A 16,449-nucleotide genomic window follows, 5' to 3' on the forward strand; every position below is an offset into this window, starting at 1 on the left:
GGTGACGGAACTGAGGAAAGGAGGAGAGCGGAAACAAAGATGCGAGTCTGCTCTGAAGTGTGCAGCTGAGTAGGTGTGGCCGAGCAACCGGCCGGGTGGCCGGGATGTCCGCTCCTTGATTTCGCAGATTCCAGCCTCGTGGTTCTCACTGAATCCTGGAGCGTGACATCAGGAGTCGTCAAGATCTGCGGCTGTAAGTCCGGAAAAATTGTGGATCTGCTTCTTCCGGGCTTCATTCCCTGCTAATAAAAGCTGGAGTTCGACGCAGTGGATCTCGCGTCCAGAAAGTGGTTCTTCGGCGCACGGGGCAGTCGTTTCCACGGAAGGCTGTTCCATGGCGTTCCGATTCCTCCTGCCTGGTCCCGGGTCCTCGCCGGGTGAGGGCTTCCGGGAATATGCATGCTGAAGACATGGCTGTGCCGTATGTCGCTCAGGAATTTCTGAGCCAGGAGGTAGAAACCGCCTTCGACGACCGTAGCAGGTTCACTCGTTCGGGGTACCAAATTTGGCGAGCGGATTTCCGGATTGCGGTATTCCAATTCGCCGCAAACGTTTGCGGCGGGGAAGTCTGGTTCGGTGTTGCAACAGGCCTATTCGGTGCAATATGCCCAAATGGGACACTCGTCGATCGGTCGTCGATGTCGAACTTCCGTCAAACGTTTGTTGACGAGCAGTTGTCTGTCAAATTAGCCTGTCCGGGGCCGTGGACACAACGGTGAAAGCACAAGGAGTTGGGGAGGCACATGGAGGCCGGCGAAGAGTTCGGGCCCTGGCTGGCCCGTCAGCTTGCGATCTCGAACATGAGCCAGACAGAGCTGGCGAAGGAACTCAACATGACCCGCGCGGCGGTCTCCGCATGGGTCACTCGGCGCTCGGTGCCGCGCCCCTCTGTCATGGCGCAGATCGCCGAGGCGCTCGGCACGGACCTCGGCACGGTCCACACCCGCACCGCGGACACCCAGGCCGGTCTGCCCGTCACCTGGTACCACCGACCCGGCTACCGGGACGGAGGGCGCGACGGCGGCAACGCCGCGGCCTTCGCTTTCGATGCGGACGTCCAGGTCCTCGCGCGGGAAACCTGTCAGAACAGCCTCGACGAGCGGATCGTCCACAACGGCCGCCCGGTGCGCGTGCGCTACACCATCCATGAACTCACCGGCGAGAAACTGGAGGCCTTTCGCGCCGCGCTCCTCTGGGACGAGCTCCAGCCGCACTATTCGGCTGTCTCAGAATCGTCCGCGGACCAGAAAGTGGGCCGGGTCGTCGACGCCGGTGTGCGCGACATGTTCGAGAAGGGTCGCCTGATCCTGTTGCGGGTCGACGACTACAACGCCTCCGGCCTCACCGGAGACGACTACGACGACGGTAAGTTCGCGGCCGTCGTCCGCCGACAGCTGGAGAGCCTCAAGTCCGGTTCCGGAGCCGGCGGCTCGTACGGCCTCGGCAAGGCCACTCTGTGGGCGACCAGCGCGCTGGGCCTGGTGCTGATCAACTCCACTCTCTCCGTCCCGCACGAGGGGCGTACCGAGCGTCGGGTCATCGGGCGGCTGGAACTGCCGTGGCGTTCCGTGGGCGGCACGGCGTACGCGGGCCCCGCATGGCTCGGGCGCCCCGACCCCGAGACGCACAGTGCCGAGGTCGTACGGTCCTGGTGGGCCGACGAGGAGACCGTCGAACGCCTCCACCTCACGCGTGACAGTGCCGAGCCCGGCACCTCCTTCCTCATCGTCGGCGCCCATGACGTGGCGAGCCTCGACCCGGCCAAGGACTCCTCCGCCGAGACCGAGGGCGGCGATGACGGCACCCGTGACATCAGGAGCATGCACAAGCGCCTGGTCGAGGCGCTGGGTCGCGACTTCTGGGCGGCCATGACGGGAGGGGGCTCCCGTCTCCCGCTGCTGGAGACCTCGGTGCGGACCCTGCGCAACGGCGAGGTCGTCGTGGAGGAGCAGCAGGTCGATCCCATGGAGGAGGAGCCTTCCCGCAGCCGGGCCCTACGAGCTTTCTACGAGGGCACGACCGTGGACCGGCTCACCGAGTCGGGCCAGGTCGCGCTCCGGCACATCCCGTTCAAGCTTCCCCTGTCCGGCGGTCGACAGGGCACCCTCGGCGTCCATCAGGGTGTGCTCCTCGTGACGGAGGGCGAGGACAGGGACGGGACTCCGAACCAGGTCCACTCCCTGCGCGGCAACCGGATGACCATCAAGAAGTCGTCCGTCCACGGTCTGCCGCTGGGTGTCACGGCCTTCCAGGCGGTATTGCTGGTGGGGCACGCGGCGGGGGAGTCGGCGCCCTTCGCGAGTGAGGCCGAGGAGTTTCTGCGGGCCGCCGAGCCGCCCGAGCACGATCGGTGGGGCCAGACCGAGGAGCTGACGCTCCGCTGGTCCCACAGCGCCCACCATCGGATCGCCCGGCTCACCACGGACGTCAATTCCGCGGTGAAGGAACTGGTCGTGCGTCCCAAGCGTCCCGGAGCGCAGGAGAGCACCAAGCTCCGCAAGAAGCTCACCGTCCCGCGCAGGTCCGCGCCGGCCGGACGCCCGGCCGGTTCGGGCCTGCCGGAACTCTCCGAACTGGACGCCACGATCGGTGAGAAGAGGGAATGGCGTATCACCGCGGAAGTGAAATTGCCGCGTGCCGACGAACTGCCCGCCATGACCCCGATGGTCCTTCTCGACGTCCGCTCCGGTGGGCGGCCACGGCTCGACTGGGCCGAACTGGTCGGAGTGGAGGGTTGCGAGGTCCGGGACAACGTCCTGCACTTCACGCCCGGTGCCCGCCGGGCCGTCTTCCGCGGCGCCACCGATCCCACCAGCCATCCGGTCCGCACCGAACTGACGCGGCTCGTACTCGAACTCCGTGCCGGAAGTGAGGCATGAAGTTCTACCCGTACAAGCGACTCAACCGTCCCGTCACGCTCAGGGTGACCTCGGTCTCCCTGAAGCTGCCCGACGGTTCGCGTGACCGTCTGGACACCTCGTCCTTCTCCACCCCGAAGCGAACCGTCGCTCTGGGCGTCGCCCAGCACGAGGACTGGGTGACGGCCAGGATCGCCCTGTCCGCCACCTTGCCGCCCGGGGCCACGGACGCCGACGCCCCGTGGAGCGAGCTGCGGGTCCTCGCGGTGCTGACCGACGGCGACACCAACGTGCGTACCTCCGTGGAGCTCACCCAGGAGGGCCCGGACAGCAAGGAGTGGTCCGGGACGATCGACGTACGCCGTGACGACCACGCGGGGCGTGCCTCCCTCATGGTCCATGCCGTGGCCACCGTCGATGACATCCCCGGCAGGATGATCACCGAGACGGACGCCGATTGGAAGATCGACACCACGGCGGAGGAACCGCTCGAAGGCCTGGCACTGGACGTGAAACAGACGAGCTTCTCCAAGAGCGCCCGTGAATGGCTCCGCCCGTACGCCGACGTGCCCTGGATCGTCGACGCCTCGGGCCGGCTTCCCCTGGTGATGGTCAACACCGACGTGGAGGGGTTCTCGGACCTTCTCGACGGAGAAGCCGGCGGGATGGAGAACAAGGTCCACGAATTGTTGCTGTCCCAGATGGCCACGGACGTGTGGACGGCCGTCTTCCACAGCGCGATCGGGGATCTGGAGATCGAACCCGATGGGTCGCCGGTCTTTCCCACCGATTGGAGAGGGGAGGTGCTGCGGGACATGCTCCCCGACGTGGTACCCGGCCTGCGTCCCGAGGACGCCCTCCGTCAGGTCCAGCGCCGACGGACCCAGGACGCGGGGTGGGTCGAACTCCAGACCCGCATCCACTACGCGGCCGTACGTCGGGCGGGAGCGCGCCAGTCGCTCACCAACATGCTGCGTGCGCTCCAGCGGAACAATCGGGAGGACCAGCCGTGAACGACCGGTACCAGCACCTCGCGCCTCAGCACATTCCCGAGCGACTGGGTCTGCTCTCCGCCACGGCCGCCGACCCCTTCCTGACCGAGGATCTTCTGCGGGGGATCCAGGGGCACGGTGGAGTCGACCTGGCAAAGGTCGTCGAGCCGTTGTCGGAGGACGATCCCCGCTGGAAGGTCGAACCGCTGCGGGACCTGATCGAGGACGCGCCTTACAAGGGCACGGAGAACCGGACCGCGGCCGACGCGTGGCTGGCCCCCCGACTTCACGCCGCGCTCCGTATCAATCGGCGGGAAGCGGCAGACCAGCGGATCTGGAATCACCTCGCGTTGGGCGTCGCCCCGGACTACGTGGCATGGCGGCACATGGGCACGCCCACGGCGAAGAGTCCCGAGCCGCGCATCAGCCCGGCCCGATTCAAGGGCGTCGCCGACCGCCAGTGTTTCTCGCGTCTGTGGTGGGCGGCCGAACTGTTCCGCAACGGTCCGGACTACTCGCCGGTGGAGGCCGCCTGTTCCAACCAGGACCTGATCCACACCGTCCTGCGCGTGTCCCTCATCGACCACCGGCCCACGGCCCAGGCACTGGTCCGAGTCCTCCAGAAGGGGATCGCCACCACCGGTCGGGAGATCAACGGCCTGATGGCCGCGGTGAACACCGCCGGCGCCACCCTCGTCTACGACGCCATGGTCGAGGACGCGCCGAGAGACCCCGACGATCTGCGGCGCTGGATCGCCGAGGCCGAGAACGCCCCCGCCGTGGACCGCATCGACCTGCCGAGCGGCCCCGACGAAGAACCTGTGTCCGAGGAGTCGATCGAGAGGCTGACCGCGTACTTCGCGGAACTCTTCGAGACGGCCCCGGTCAGAGGGCGGACGCCCCAGGTCTGACGGGACGGGTCACCCACCGGTGAGTGGGTGACCCTCCAAGTCGGTCCGTCGCCGGACCTGCGTCGGTCCGGCCGGCGGACGCCAGCTCTCCAGATCCGTCAGGGCCTGCTCCAGCCGGGAGCGCGCCTCCTCGTCGCCCGCTCCCGGCTCCAGCACCTGTCGCAGGACGTGGAGTGCGAGCCTGGGCGGTACCGCGTTGCCGATCTGCTGGGATCGGTCTCGCCCCCGCCAGGGATAGTTGACCGGGAACGTCTGGAGCACCCCCGCCTCGGCCAGGTCGAAACGGTCGAACTCGGCGAGGTCGGTGTCGGTGCCCTTGTACACGAGTCGGTTCCGGGACACCTTCCCGGTGACGGTCGAAGACGGGGCGTCGTGATCACGGCGTCCGCGGGCGCCCGGGTCGCCACCGGTTCCGTAGTTCGACACGACGGTGAACGCGGGGCGATCGGGAAGTTCCGGCGCGATGCCCCTGGCCTTCTTCAAGGCTGCCTCCATGGACACCCAGGGGTCCTTGGTCGTACCACCCGGGCCGCTGTCGTCGGTTTCCCAGAAGAGAGCGTCGCCGCGGTCCGCACCTCGAGCGACGGAGGGGGTCCCGCCAGGCCGGTAGCGCTCGTGGGTCTCCACGACTTCCGGGACGTCGACATCTCCGAGCCTCGCCATGAGCACCGCGCGCCTGCGGGTCTGCGGGACCCCGAACGCCTCGGTGTGCATCATCTGGGTCCGGGCCCGATAGCCCAGGGTGGTGAGCACCTCGGCGTACCTTTCCCACACCGGCAGCACCGCGGGCACCTGCTCCAGCACGACGGCCTCGTAAGGATCGAGTCCCGGGCGCCGGCTTCGTTCGATCACCCACCAGAGAGGTTGCAGGACGAGCCCCGTGCGTTCGTCGCCCAACTCCTCGAGCCGAGCCCGGCATCCGTCGAGAACCTCCTCCAGGGAGGTGAGGCCGACGAGCAGGTCCCGAAGGGCGGTGTCCTCCAGCGCGGGCCCCTGAGGCGCCTCCAGCGTCTTCAACGTGGCCTTGATCTCCGCGTCCGAGCAGCCGTGCCCGAGGAGGGACGCCCTGGCCGCCTTGCGGGCGACCGAACGGGCCGCCTCGGCGGCCCGCTTCTCCTCCTTGACCACGTCCGCCTCGACCGCTTTGCGCCGAAGCTCCTCGGAGATCCCGCGCCAGACCCGGTAGATCTCCCGCCAGGGCGTCGCCTCCTCGCGCACCGCGTCGTGCAGTTGCCCGATGTACGCCAGTACCTCGTCGAGCGCCCTGCGCCCCGCGCCGTGCCCCGCGACCGTGAAGGTCTGGCAGGGCGGGCCGCCGGTCAGGACCTGGGCGCGCGGGAAGAGCGCAGCCCGGTATTCGCGCACGTCACCGGCGAACGTGTCCATGCCCGCCGCCGCCCGCGTGGCGCAGGCGTTCTCGTCCCATTCGATGCCGGTGACCGAATATCCCAGGACGGCCGCCGCCACATCCAGCCCTCCCGGCCCCGCGAACAGGTCCAGGATGCGAAAAACCGCAGGTGAGGAGGGTGGATGCGTGACTTGGCTCATGTGCGAGAAGTGTAGCCGGCGATCGGGTGGTGTCACGACCGACAAATCGACGTGATCACAAGGACCTGAGAGCCGCCGCGATCGCCACGCCGAGTGCCCTGCCGACCGGCGGCGGGGTGGCGTGGCCGATCTGCCGGTATCGGGCGGTCTTCTGGCCCATGATCTGCCAGTCGGGGGGAAATGCCTGCACGACGGCGGCCTGGTCCACCGTGATTTTCGGCATATGTGCCACGTCGTCCGAGCGCGGCCACACGTAGTCCGGTCCTGGCACCTCGTCGGCGAACGCACCCCCGTTGATCCCCATCCGTGCCCAGGCGCGCTTCGTGCCGGTGGGGCCGACGTCGGCACCCCCGCGATTGTCCGAACCGCCGACGAGTGTCGGAGCCACGGTGCTCGCCTGATCCGCCCAGGCGTCGGCCTCGGCCCAGCCCCGCGCCGCCATGGACTTCCGCAGCGCCTCTCCGAGCGGGACATGCGTGTCGACCGTCGCCCTGGGCGGGGTGAAGCCGGCGAACCAGGGCTCCTTGAGCGCCACCAGGACGCCCTGTTCCCGGTCCTGGGGCACGCCGAAGTCCGCCGCGTTCAACACGAACCAGCACAACCGGTAGCCGAGGTGGGTGAGTTCCTCGGAGATGAACCGACGCACCTCCTCGTACGCGGGCGAGTGCACGAGTGCCGGAAGATTCTCCAGGAGCATTGCGCGCGGCTGGATTCCGTGAACGAGATAGACCGCGGCCCGCAGCAGGTGCAACTCGGGCTCGCTGTCCGGACGTCCCACCGCGGCAGTGGACTTCACTCGTGGAAGACCGGCCGAGAGCAGATCGACGTCCAGACTCTCCCGGTGCTCGTCCGGAACGAAGTCGATCAGATCCTCACGGACGACGTTCCAGTGCGGTCGGTTGGCCAGCAGCGTCTCGCACGCCTGCTGTTTGTCGTCGAGGAGCAGCGTGGGTGTGAAGCCCGCACTCTCCAGGCCCGACGCCAGCCCGCCCGCACCGGAGCAGACGTCCACGAAAGTCAGTCCGTCAGTCAACCGTCTTTCCCCCTCGGCTCGTTCGCCGACCATTCTCCCCTGCCTCCCGACGCAGGGCGGTACTCTCCCGCAACTCGCGTCTCCGGCGTTCCACCGTGGCGCGCACCGTGTGGGCGACCTCCTCCGGCCGGGTGTGTTCCCAGAACCTCAACACAGTCCACCCTTGGGCGGCGAGATGCTCGGTCGTCTCCCGGTCCCGTGCGATGTTTCGCTCCAGCTTGATCCGCCACCACTCCGCGTTCGCCTTGGGGCGGGTGGCGTGCAGCGGGCAGCCGTGCCAGAAGCAGCCGTCGATGAGGACCGCCACCTTCGCCCGGGGGAACGCCACGTCGATCCGTCTTCGTGGCATGCCGGGGACGGGGTACTCCACGCGGTAACGCATGCCGTCGGCGTGCAGCAGCCGCCGTACGGCGAGCTCGACACCGGTGTCCTTGCTCGCCTGCCTGCTCATCCGGGCCGAGACGCCGGGAGAGGAAGGCGTCACGCTGTTCACTGTCGTCCAGCCTCACGCATACATCAGGTCACGGTGGGTGTGTCGCCGCCGGGGGGTGCTCCGTAGCGCCGGGATTCCGGTCTCAGACCCTTCCCGTCCCATGACACACCCCGTAGGTCTTTCCCGACCCGCACCAGCACGCCGCCCCCCGCTCCGGCGGCCATTCCGTGGCCCTTCCCCTTGCTGCCAGGGTCGTCGCGTACTGGGGGAGGAGGTCGGTGTCTGCCGGGGAGGAGGCTTCCGAGGCCGCGAAGGCCTCGTAGGAGGGGACCGTGCCGGTGACGATGCCCAGGTTGGCCGTGCCGGAGGCGGCGAGTTCGCGCAGGGACGCCTCTATGGTCGCCAGGTGCTCCTCGTGCGAGGGGTACTCGTCCGAGAGCGTCGGGTAGGCGGCGACCAGTTCCGCCAGCTCGCCCGTGGGCCAGTGCAGGACCGCCACCGGGAACGGGCGGGACAGCTCCTCGCGGTAGGCGCCCAGCTCGGCGCGCAGGCGGGAGATCTCCGCCCGCAGTTCGGCCGGGTTGTCCGAGCCCAGGGACCAGACGCGCTTGGGGTCGTGCAGCTCGTCCAGGGGGACGGGCGAGGAGTGGAGGGTGTCGGCCAGCACATCCCAGTCGTCGTGGCCCGCGCCCAGCATGCGGCGTACGCGGTGGCGGCCGAAGAGCAGGGGGTGGCAGGAGTGCGGCGGGGGTTCGGGGACGTCCGCCAGGAGCAGGGTGACGCCCTCGGTGAACGTCTTGTGCGCGGCCTCCAGCTCGTCGTGGGCCTCCAGCGACTCGGCGACGATGACCCAGGGCGCCGGGTCGCGGGGGGCGGTGGCGCGGATGCCGTCGATGATGGCTCGGGCCTCGGCCTCGTGTCCGTACTCCCACAGGTTCGCGGCCTTCAGGGCGCGGATCAGGTGCGGGTTCTCCAGGCTGTCCGAGGACGACAGCAGGCGGTCGTACAGGGTCGTCGCGGCGGGGCGGTCGCCGGCCAGTTCCAGGTGGGCCGCGGACTGCAACAGCAGGGCTTCCGCGTCCTCGGGGTACAGGCCGGCGGTCCGCTCCAGGCGTGCCGCTTCGGCGGTGTGGTCGACGTTCTCGGCAGGCGTGTCGGGGCGCATGGATGACACCGTAGCGCCGCCCACTGACGAAGGAGAGATATCTGCAGGCCAGGGGCACGGATTGCAGATCAGCCCGTCGTCGGGGTGTCCACGCAGTGGACGGCACTTTCGAAAACGGTCTAGATCGTCACGCCGTCCACCTGGAGGGTCTGCACCGCGCCCGCCGCGAACGGGACGCTGATCGTCTTGCCGCTCAGGTGCGTGTCCGAGTGGGAGGTGTAGAGGTCGCCGGAGCCGCTCGTCAGGGTGTTCCAGCGGGGGACCAGGCCCGACGAGCCGCCCGTCACCGTGGTGAAGCGGGACAGGTCGAAGGTCAGGGTCTGGGCCGAGGACGACGTGTTCGCGGCGACGATGACCAGGCGCTTCGCGTTCCTGTCCAGTGCCGCCGCCGCGTAGCTGACGCCGGTGTCGAGGATCGTCATGCCGGGGCGGATGTGCCGGCTGAACTGGGCCATCACGTAGTACTTCGTGGTGACCGCGCCGGCCGCCAGCGTGTCCGGGTCGTACCGGATCATCGCCCAGCCGGCCGACGGGTCCATGACCTGCCAGTAGACCCACGCCGTCGGGTGCAGCCAGCGGAAGTCGTAGAGCAGGTTGCCCGCCATGGTGAGCCCGGTGCCGTCCTTGTCGCCGGTCTCGGAGTTCCACAGCGCCTTGCGGCCGGTCGTGACCACGTCCGTGTAGAGCAGGTCGCGGCGGCCGCCCGAGCCCTGGTAGCCGTGGACGTTGACCCGGTCGACGTAGCCCTTCGTCGTCGACGAGAAGGAGTTCCAGGTGGTGCGGGCCAGGTCGTAGCTGGTCTCGTCCGACGCCGAGATCCTCGTCGCCGTCAGGCCGCGCTTGTCCAACTCGCTGCGCAGGTAGGGGAGTACGGCCGCCTGGACGGTCGCGTCCATGTGGCAGCCCTCCTGCGTTCCGGTCGCCGTCCACCAGGACGACGAGGGTTCGTTGAAGGCGTCGACCGTCGCGAAGTTCACGCCCCAGTTCGCCTTGGCGTACGAGGCGACCGCCGCCAGGTGGGAGGCGTGCTGGCGGTAGTTCCAGGACTGGAGGTTGTTCCCGCCGCCCGAGGCGCCGGACGGGTTGTGGTTCAGGCACATCCACCACATGGGGGAGTTGGCGAACAGCTCCGTCGTCGCGCCGCGCGAAGCCGCCTTCTGGAGCATCGCGCGCTGGGCGGCGTCCGCGCTCCAGTCCCAGGCCGACGACGTCGGGTCCTCGTTGTTCCAGTCCTGCCAGTAGCCCTCGATCTGCTTGAAGCCGGGGATGTTGGGCGAGACCGCCATCGTCGTGCCGCCCACGCTGTTCCAGCTGCACGCGCCCAGGTTGTAGCGGGCGATGTTGAGGCCGAGGCCGGGGAGGGTCCTGCCGTTGTAGGACACGGACTTGGTCGTGAAGAAGATGTCCGCGAAGTCGTCCCGGGCGCCGAAGACGTTCGCCCACCAGGCCAGGGAGGTGCCCCAGCCCTCCCATGTGCCGTACGTCGTCGAAGGGTTGACGGCGACGGTGGAGTCGGCCCGGGCGGTGCCCGTCGCGAGGGCGCTTCCGAGGAGCGCGCCTCCGGTGGCCGTCAGCAGTGTCCTGCGTCGGATCATGACTTCTCCGCTTCATGACTGCGATCGACGCCCGGTCGTCCCGGCCGGCGTCGTCGGTGCGGCTGTACGGCAGTGCGGCAGTGCGGCTGTGCGTGAGTGCCTGCGTGCGTCGGTGCGTCGGTGCGTCGGTGCGTGGGGTGCGCTGCTCTGCGTCGGTGCGGGGGGTGTGCGGCTCTGCTTCGGTGCGTGGGGTGCGGCTGCGGGGCCGTGCGTCACGAAGCATCGGGGGTGCTCCGTGGTGTTGTCGAGAGTTCTGACGGCCCTTTCTCAAACCTGTGGAGGAAGGGCTGCGCCGGGTTCGAGCGTGCGAACGGTATGGAGACCTCGGGCCTCGCCGCCTATCGTGCCCGCGTGCGGATCCCCCTCGTTCAGCACAGCACGCGGCGCCGACGCGCCCGGTACCGGCGGGTGCTCTGGAGCGGCGCCGAAGTGCTGGTCACCGCCGGGGTGCTGGTACTGCTCCTCGTCGTTCATCAGCTGTGGTGGACCAACCGGGAGGCCAGGGCGGGCGCCGAGCGGCGGGTGGAGGCGCTGGAGCGGGAATGGGGGGCCGGGGGCGGTGCCGGAGCGGGAGCGGGCGCAGGGGAGGGGGCGGGTCCGGGCGTCGGTGACGGATCCGGTTCCACCTCGGGGGGCGACGACGGCGGGTTCGACGGCGGTCCCGACACCGGGGGCGGCGGCGGGCGGCCGGGCGGCGGGGCGCCGCCCCGTTCCTCGCAGGCCTACGCCGTCCTGCGCATCCCGCGTCTCGGTCTGCGGGTCCCCGTCGCCGAGGGCACGAGCAGGCGGGACGTCCTCGACAAGGGGTACGTCGGTCACTACGCCGGCACCCAACAGCCGGGCCGGCGGGGGAACTTCGCGGTGGCCGGGCATCGCAACACCCACGGTGAGCCGTTCCGGCGGCTGGACCGGCTGCGCAGCGGCGACGAGGTCGAGGTCGAGACCCGCAACGCCGCCTACACCTACGTGGTCGGCAGGATCCTGCCGCGGACGTCACCCCGTGACACGGGTGTCATCCGGCCCGTCCCCCGGTCCCTCACCCGGCCCGCCTACGGCTACGACGCCCCCGGCCGCTATCTGACCCTCACCACCTGCACGCCCGAGTACACGTCCCGGTACCGCATGGTCGTGTGGGCCGTGCTGGTCGCGACGCGTTCTCGCGGGTAGCGCCGGGGAAGGCCCGTGGCGTCGCGCCCCGCAGATGACGAACGTGACGCTGATCAGCAGGGCCCACGAGATCCACTTGGACACCGGGACGGGCTCCCAGCCGTGGAGCTGGGACGGGTAGGTCCAGGCGCCGAGGTAGGTGGCGATGTTCTCGGCGAGCCAGAGGAAGAAGCCGATCAGCGCGAAGGCGAGCGCCAGCGGCATGCGGTGGCGCAGCTCGCCGACCGTGAAGTGCACCCAGGTCCCCGCCGTCGCGACGAGCAGGAGGGCGCCCAGCGGCAGGCGCAGGTCGGGCAGCCAGTGGTGGCTCAGGAAGTTGGCGTACAGGCCGACGGCCGTCACGGCGGTGGCGCGGGCGCGGTAGCCGGTCAGGGTGAGGCCGAGCAGCCGCCAGGACCGGCAGACGTAGCTGCCGACGGCCGCGTACATGAAGCCGCCGTACAGCGGCACCCCGGCGATCTTGGTCAGTCCGGACTCGGGATAGCTCCAGGACCCCACCCGCACCTTGACCAGCTCGAAGGCGAGCCCGAGGACATGGCAGGCGGCCACGACGGCCACCTCCCGCCGGGTCTCCCAGCCGAGCGCGAAGCCCACGGCGGTGAGCAGCACGCCGTAGACGAGGAGGAGGTCGTAGCGGGCCACCGGGAAGGACAGGTGCGACGCGAGCAGCTTGGAGACGGCCATGCCGCCGAACAGCGCGACCGCGAAAGCGCAGCAGCGCGCCTGGACCCGGGCGAAGCGCACCAGCTGCCCGGCCAGGCGCGCTGCTGCGCTCCGGGCAGGGCGCCCTGTGGTCCGGGCGGGGCGCGATGCGCGCCGGGCCAGGGCTGTGGCGCGGCGCGTGATCGCGTGGGGGCGGCGGAGCGTGTGCATGGTCATGGAGAGGCGCCGGGGTTCCCCGCCGGTTCCCCACGGGGTCCCCACAGGTTCCTCGCGCGCCCTCGGCCCGGTCCGCGCGGGGCGTCTCGCGGCTTTCCCCGCTCGCCTACGACCCTTCCTCCAGGGCTTCTCTGACGGCGGTCAGGACGGCCTCGGTGTCCGCGCCCAGGGCGCGGGCGGAGGCGGTGAAGTCACGGGCGAGCGTGGCGAGCCGGGTGGGATCGGCGTGGGCGGGCCCGGCCGGGGGCGCCGCCACCCGGGTGCCCGCGCCCCGGCGCGTGCGGATGAGTTCGGCGGCCTCCAGCTCGCGGTAGGCGCGGGCCACGGTGCCCGGCGCGAGGCCGAGGTCGGCGGCGAGCTGGCGCACGGTCGGCAGCCGTTCCCCCTCGGTCAGCCGGCCGGTGACGATCAGGGCCGCGAGCTGGGCGCGGATCTGCTCGAACGGCGGCACCTGGCTCGTGGTGTCCACGCGGACCGCGGGTTCACTCATCGCCGACGGCCCTGGGCACGACGATGGTGAACAGGCACCATCCCAGACTGAACAGGGTCACCAGGCTCAGCGGGTAGATCACCAGCGCGGTGAGGTTGCCGAGCATGCCGGCGCAGGTCGTGCGGGACAGCACTCTGCCGATCATCCCGAGCACCATCAGCAGCTGGCTGGAGACCAGCAGTCCCCAGGCCGCGGTGATCGCCCACGAGCGGTCGTGGCGCTGCTGGTTGTCGCCGGGGCGGTGGGCGATGCGGCGCAGCGCCCAGACGCAGGCGGCGGTGCCGACGGCGAGGGAGGCGAGGAGGGGCGCGGCGTAGTAGAGGCCGGGCCAGGGGCTCAGCGGTCTGGTCACGCTCCGGCAGGTGACGGTGATGGCCCGGCCCGCGCGGCCGGCCGGGTCGGGGGAGGCGGCGAGCGATCCGACGGTGAGGAAGACGAGGAGGCACGCCGTCTGGAAGAGCAGCAGCGGAGCCATCCGGGGCGGCACGTGGTCGCGGACCCGCCGGGGGGCGAGGGCGGCGGTGCGGACCGCTTCCTGCGGAGCCGGCGTCAGGGAGTCGCCGAGCAGGACGCCGCCGACCGCGCACAGGCCGAACGCGGTGACCGCGCTGAGGAAGCGCATGGCCAGGTCGTCGCTGTCCATGGCCCCGAGCGCCTGTGCGAGGACGGCGCCCAGCGTCAATCCGGCCCAGCGGGCGCAGAGGTCGGCGCGGGCCAGCAGGCGTTCTGGCGAGACGGTGTCGAGCATGTCGGGCCCCCGGCGATACTTGTATCAAGTGGTGAGTACAAGAGGTGGGTACAAGATGCCGTGAGCGGGATCTTGTGTCAAACCCCTGATACAAAAGGCGCCTTGGGCGGGCGGGGACCTGACCGCGGCCGCCGGAGTGGGGTATAAACCGATTACCGACGGCGGCGGAGGGGAGGGGCAGACGTGTTCCGTGACCGGGTTCCGGTGCCGCGTCCGCGCCCGCGTCGGCGTTCGCGTCCGGCGACGCGACGGACGTCCCGCCCGCTTCCGCGTGCCGTCCCGCTTCTGCTGCTGCTCGTCGTGGACGTCCTCCTCCTGGACTCCGGCGGACTCCCGGCCGTCTCGGCCGCCGTCGCGCTCGCGGCGACCGCCGCCGCCGGATCGGCCCTCGCCGTCTGCGCGTTGATCGCCGCGCGCAGCGCGCCCGCCGTCCCGCCCACCCGCGTCCGCACGGCCATCAGGGACCGGGCCCGGCGTACGGCCTTCCTGCCGCAACGCGATCCCGACGCCTCCGGCCGGCCCCGCCCCCGGGCTCCCGGCCACGCCCTCCCGGCGACTGCCGCGTAGGGCCCGGACCGCCTCTTCTCCGTGACCCCGCGCGGGTCGTCATGCCGCATTCCCCGACCGTCGGCACGACGAGACCCCCGGAGGGCTCCTCACCCATGTCCGTACATCCGTCAGCACTTCTGTCCGCGCCCGTGTCCGTCCTGGCCGGCCTGGTCGAGCACCTGGCCGACCTGCTCCAGCCCCTGTGCGGCGCCGCGTCCGCGGCCGCCGCGATCGTCCTGTTCACCGCGTCGGTACGACTCCTCGTGCATCCGCTGTCCAGGGCCGCCGCCCGGGGGCAGAAGGCGCGTGCGGCGTTGCAGCCCCGCATCGCGAAACTGCGCGAGAAGCACGGCAGGAACCCCGAGAAACTCCAGCGGGCGGTGCTGGACCTGCACGCGGCGGAGAAGGTGTCGCCGCTCTCCGGCTGCCTGCCCAGCCTGCTCCAGCTCCCCGCGTTCTTCCTCCTCTACCGCCTCTTCTCCGGCTCCTCCGCCGACGGCGCGGGCCACGCGCTGCTCGACCACCACCTGTTCACCGCGCCCCTCGCCGACCGCTGGACGGACGCGCTCGCCCACGGCGGCCCGTTCGGCGAGGCCGGGCTGGTCTACCTCGTGCTCTTCGCCGTCGTCACGGCCGTCGCGTCCTTCAACTGCCGGCGCGCCAGGCGGACGCCGCTGCCGGTGACCGGCGGCCAGGAGACGCCCGGCGTCGGCGCGCTCACCAAGGCCATGCCGTTCATGTCCTTCTTCACGCTGGTCACCGTGGCCGTCGTACCGCTGGCCGCCGCGCTGTACGTGATCACGAGCACGACCTGGAGCGCGGTCGAGCGCGCCGTCCTGCACCGGTGACGGTCCAGTACGTGAACCGGGTATTGCGGAGCGGACGCCCGGTCTGGAGGATCGACCAGTCATCCGATGGCTGCACCCGTCGGCGGACGACCCGCGATCGAGGGAGATTGTCACCATGAAGCTGCTGCGAGTCGGTACGGCCGGAACGGAGCGTCCCGCGCTGCTCGACTCCGACGGGGTCCTGCGGGACCTCTCCGGGGTCGTCCCGGACGTCGACGGGGCGCTGCTCGCCGACGACGCGGCGCTCGGCCGGGTCCGGGCCGCCGCCGAGTCCGGGGAGCTGCCGGCCCTGGACGCGACCGGGCTGCGGGTCGGACCGCCGCTCGCGCGGATCGGCAAGATCGTGTGCATCGGGCTGAACTACCACGACCACGCCCGGGAGACGGGGGCCGAGCCGCCCGCCGAGCCCGTCGTCTTCTTCAAGGCGGCGGACACCGTCGTGGGGCCGTACGACACCGTCCTGGTGCCGCGCCGGTCCGTCAAGACGGACTGGGAGGTCGAGCTGGCGGTGGTCGTCGGGCGCACGGCCCGCTACCTGGAGTCGGCCGAGGAGGGGCTCGCGCACGTCGCCGGGTACGCCGTCGCCCACGACGTGTCCGAGCGGGAGTTCCAGATCGAGCGCGGCGGAACGTGGGACAAGGGGAAGAACTGCGAGACGTTCAACCCGCTGGGGCCCTGGCTGGTGACGGCCGACGAGGTCCCCGACCCGCAGGGCCTGTCCCTGAAACTCTGGGTGAACGGCGAGCTGAAGCAGGACGGCACCACGGCCGAGCAGATCTTCCCCGTGGGGGAGGTCGTGCGCTACGTCAGCCAGTTCATGACCCTGTACCCCGGTGACGTCATCAACACCGGGACGCCCGCGGGCGTGGCGCTGGGCGCGCCCGAGCCCAAGCCGTTCCTGCGGGCCGGGGACGTGGTGGAACTGGAGATCGAGGGGCTGGGGAGGCAGCGGCAGGCGTTCAAGGACGCGTAGCGCTCCGCTGGGTGAGCTGGTGGTTCCGGGCCGGGGGACCCACCTGGCCGGGGGCCTCCACCGAGGCGGGGGACCCACCGGGCCGGGGGCCTCCACTGGGCCGGCGGTCCCGGCCGGTCGGGGGTTGTCCGGGCGGGACCGAGGGGGTGGGGGCTGCCGTCGTCCGTCGGGTGCGGGGCGGTTGTGGCTGGGCGCGCAGTTCCCCGCGCCCCTTGAGGCGCTCCTGCGGAGCGATCCGGGGGGTGCCCCGACCTTCTCCG

At 70.6% G+C, this 16,449-nt stretch carries 14 protein-coding genes and 1 pseudogene; 7 read left to right on the forward strand and 8 right to left on the reverse strand.

The annotated features are described in order from the left end of the window. The first annotated feature begins 743 nt into the window (after window positions 1-743). Genes ACGFSH_RS00670 through ACGFSH_RS00680 form a run of 3 tightly spaced genes read left to right on the forward strand, consistent with a single transcriptional unit; the run spans window position 744 to window position 4,761 of the window. A complete protein-coding gene (locus ACGFSH_RS00670; RefSeq protein WP_393343546.1) occupies window positions 744-2,879 on the forward strand; it encodes a helix-turn-helix domain-containing protein in 2,136 nt (711 codons plus the stop codon). Further along, window positions 2,876-3,871, forward strand: a complete 996-nt coding sequence (locus ACGFSH_RS00675; protein ID WP_393343548.1) for a hypothetical protein — start codon at window positions 2,876-2,878, stop codon at window positions 3,869-3,871. Before ACGFSH_RS00670 ends, ACGFSH_RS00675 begins: the two co-directional genes overlap by 4 nt. Beyond that, window positions 3,868-4,761, forward strand: a complete 894-nt coding sequence (locus tag ACGFSH_RS00680) for a DUF6339 family protein (RefSeq protein WP_393343550.1) — start codon at window positions 3,868-3,870, stop codon at window positions 4,759-4,761. The genes ACGFSH_RS00675 and ACGFSH_RS00680 overlap by 4 nt, the downstream gene beginning before the upstream one ends. 9 nt (window positions 4,762-4,770) lie before the next feature. Here ACGFSH_RS00680 and ACGFSH_RS00685 read toward each other — a convergent pair whose 3' ends face one another. From ACGFSH_RS00685 to ACGFSH_RS00705, 5 genes are all read right to left on the reverse strand, one after another. Then, complete coding sequence (locus ACGFSH_RS00685; protein WP_393343551.1) at window positions 4,771-6,309, reverse strand: DNA cytosine methyltransferase; 1,539 nt, start codon at window positions 6,307-6,309, stop codon at window positions 4,771-4,773. Window positions 6,310-6,364: 55 nt separating this feature from the next. Continuing rightward, window positions 6,365-7,375: a DNA cytosine methyltransferase gene (locus tag ACGFSH_RS00690; RefSeq protein WP_393343552.1), complete on the reverse strand. Its 1,011-nt coding sequence runs from the start codon at window positions 7,373-7,375 to the stop codon at window positions 6,365-6,367. Beyond that, window positions 7,335-7,793, reverse strand: a complete 459-nt coding sequence (locus ACGFSH_RS00695; RefSeq protein ID WP_393345436.1) for a very short patch repair endonuclease — start codon at window positions 7,791-7,793, stop codon at window positions 7,335-7,337. Before ACGFSH_RS00695 ends, ACGFSH_RS00690 begins: the two co-directional genes overlap by 41 nt. A gap of 124 nt (window positions 7,794-7,917) precedes the next feature. After that, complete coding sequence (locus tag ACGFSH_RS00700; protein WP_393343553.1) at window positions 7,918-8,940, reverse strand: SEC-C metal-binding domain-containing protein; 1,023 nt, start codon at window positions 8,938-8,940, stop codon at window positions 7,918-7,920. 119 nt (window positions 8,941-9,059) lie between these two features. Next, a complete protein-coding gene (locus ACGFSH_RS00705; protein ID WP_393343555.1) occupies window positions 9,060-10,535 on the reverse strand; it encodes a beta-1,6-galactanase in 1,476 nt (491 codons plus the stop codon). A 351-nt stretch (window positions 10,536-10,886) separates the two neighbouring features. On the opposite strand from ACGFSH_RS00705, the gene ACGFSH_RS00710 reads away from it, so the two are divergent. Further along, complete coding sequence (locus ACGFSH_RS00710; protein ID WP_393343557.1) at window positions 10,887-11,702, forward strand: class E sortase; 816 nt, start codon at window positions 10,887-10,889, stop codon at window positions 11,700-11,702. Window positions 11,703-11,753: 51 nt separating this feature from the next. Here ACGFSH_RS00710 and ACGFSH_RS00715 read toward each other — a convergent pair. The 3 genes and pseudogenes from ACGFSH_RS00715 to ACGFSH_RS00725 form a co-directional block, all read right to left on the reverse strand. Next, window positions 11,754-12,581 (reverse strand): annotated as a pseudogene (locus ACGFSH_RS00715) (DUF817 domain-containing protein); the annotation flags it as partial. 106 nt (window positions 12,582-12,687) lie between these two features. Then, on the reverse strand, window positions 12,688-13,071 hold the full coding sequence (locus tag ACGFSH_RS00720) for a GntR family transcriptional regulator (protein ID WP_393343559.1): 384 nt from the start codon (window positions 13,069-13,071) through the stop codon (window positions 12,688-12,690). Continuing rightward, window positions 13,064-13,819, reverse strand: coding sequence for a hypothetical protein (locus ACGFSH_RS00725; RefSeq protein ID WP_329410318.1), 756 nt, complete (start codon window positions 13,817-13,819; stop codon window positions 13,064-13,066). The genes ACGFSH_RS00720 and ACGFSH_RS00725 overlap by 8 nt, the downstream gene beginning before the upstream one ends. 285 nt (window positions 13,820-14,104) lie before the next feature. Between ACGFSH_RS00725 and ACGFSH_RS00730 the strand changes: the two genes are divergently transcribed. From ACGFSH_RS00730 to ACGFSH_RS00740, 3 genes are all read left to right on the forward strand, one after another. Further along, window positions 14,105-14,386 carry a DUF6412 domain-containing protein gene (locus ACGFSH_RS00730; RefSeq protein ID WP_393345437.1) on the forward strand — a complete coding sequence of 94 codons (282 nt, stop codon included), beginning with the start codon at window positions 14,105-14,107 and terminating at the stop codon, window positions 14,384-14,386. 131 nt (window positions 14,387-14,517) lie between these two features. Next, window positions 14,518-15,216 (forward strand): YidC/Oxa1 family membrane protein insertase, encoded by a 699-nt coding sequence (locus ACGFSH_RS00735; protein WP_393343561.1) that lies wholly within the window; start codon window positions 14,518-14,520, stop codon window positions 15,214-15,216. 115 nt (window positions 15,217-15,331) lie between these two features. Next, entirely contained in the window at window positions 15,332-16,189 is an 858-nt protein-coding gene (locus tag ACGFSH_RS00740; protein WP_393343563.1) for a fumarylacetoacetate hydrolase family protein, read from the forward strand. The last annotated feature ends 260 nt before the right edge of the window (window positions 16,190-16,449 follow it).

Origin of the sequence: Streptomyces sp. NPDC048481 (assembly GCF_043200075.1) — a bacterium.
Taxonomy (GTDB): domain Bacteria; phylum Actinomycetota; class Actinomycetes; order Streptomycetales; family Streptomycetaceae; genus Streptomyces.

Bases quoted from the DNA above. Each gene is read 5' to 3' on its own strand.
- ACGFSH_RS00675 (WP_393343548.1), top strand. From the start codon at position 2,876: ATGAAGTTCTACCCGTACAAGCGACTCAACCGTCCCGTCACGCTCAGG.
- ACGFSH_RS00685 (WP_393343551.1), bottom strand. From the start codon at position 6,309: ATGAGCCAAGTCACGCATCCACCCTCCTCACCTGCGGTTTTTCGCATC.
- ACGFSH_RS00670 (WP_393343546.1), top strand. From the start codon at position 744: ATGGAGGCCGGCGAAGAGTTCGGGCCCTGGCTGGCCCGTCAGCTTGCG.
- ACGFSH_RS00695 (WP_393345436.1), bottom strand. From the start codon at position 7,793: ATGAGCAGGCAGGCGAGCAAGGACACCGGTGTCGAGCTCGCCGTACGG.
- ACGFSH_RS00720 (WP_393343559.1), bottom strand. From the start codon at position 13,071: ATGAGTGAACCCGCGGTCCGCGTGGACACCACGAGCCAGGTGCCGCCG.
- ACGFSH_RS00700 (WP_393343553.1), bottom strand. From the start codon at position 8,940: ATGCGCCCCGACACGCCTGCCGAGAACGTCGACCACACCGCCGAAGCG.
- ACGFSH_RS00705 (WP_393343555.1), bottom strand. From the start codon at position 10,535: ATGATCCGACGCAGGACACTGCTGACGGCCACCGGAGGCGCGCTCCTC.
- ACGFSH_RS00690 (WP_393343552.1), bottom strand. From the start codon at position 7,375: ATGGTCGGCGAACGAGCCGAGGGGGAAAGACGGTTGACTGACGGACTG.
- ACGFSH_RS00740 (WP_393343563.1), top strand. From the start codon at position 15,332: ATGAAGCTGCTGCGAGTCGGTACGGCCGGAACGGAGCGTCCCGCGCTG.
- ACGFSH_RS00725 (WP_329410318.1), bottom strand. From the start codon at position 13,819: ATGCTCGACACCGTCTCGCCAGAACGCCTGCTGGCCCGCGCCGACCTC.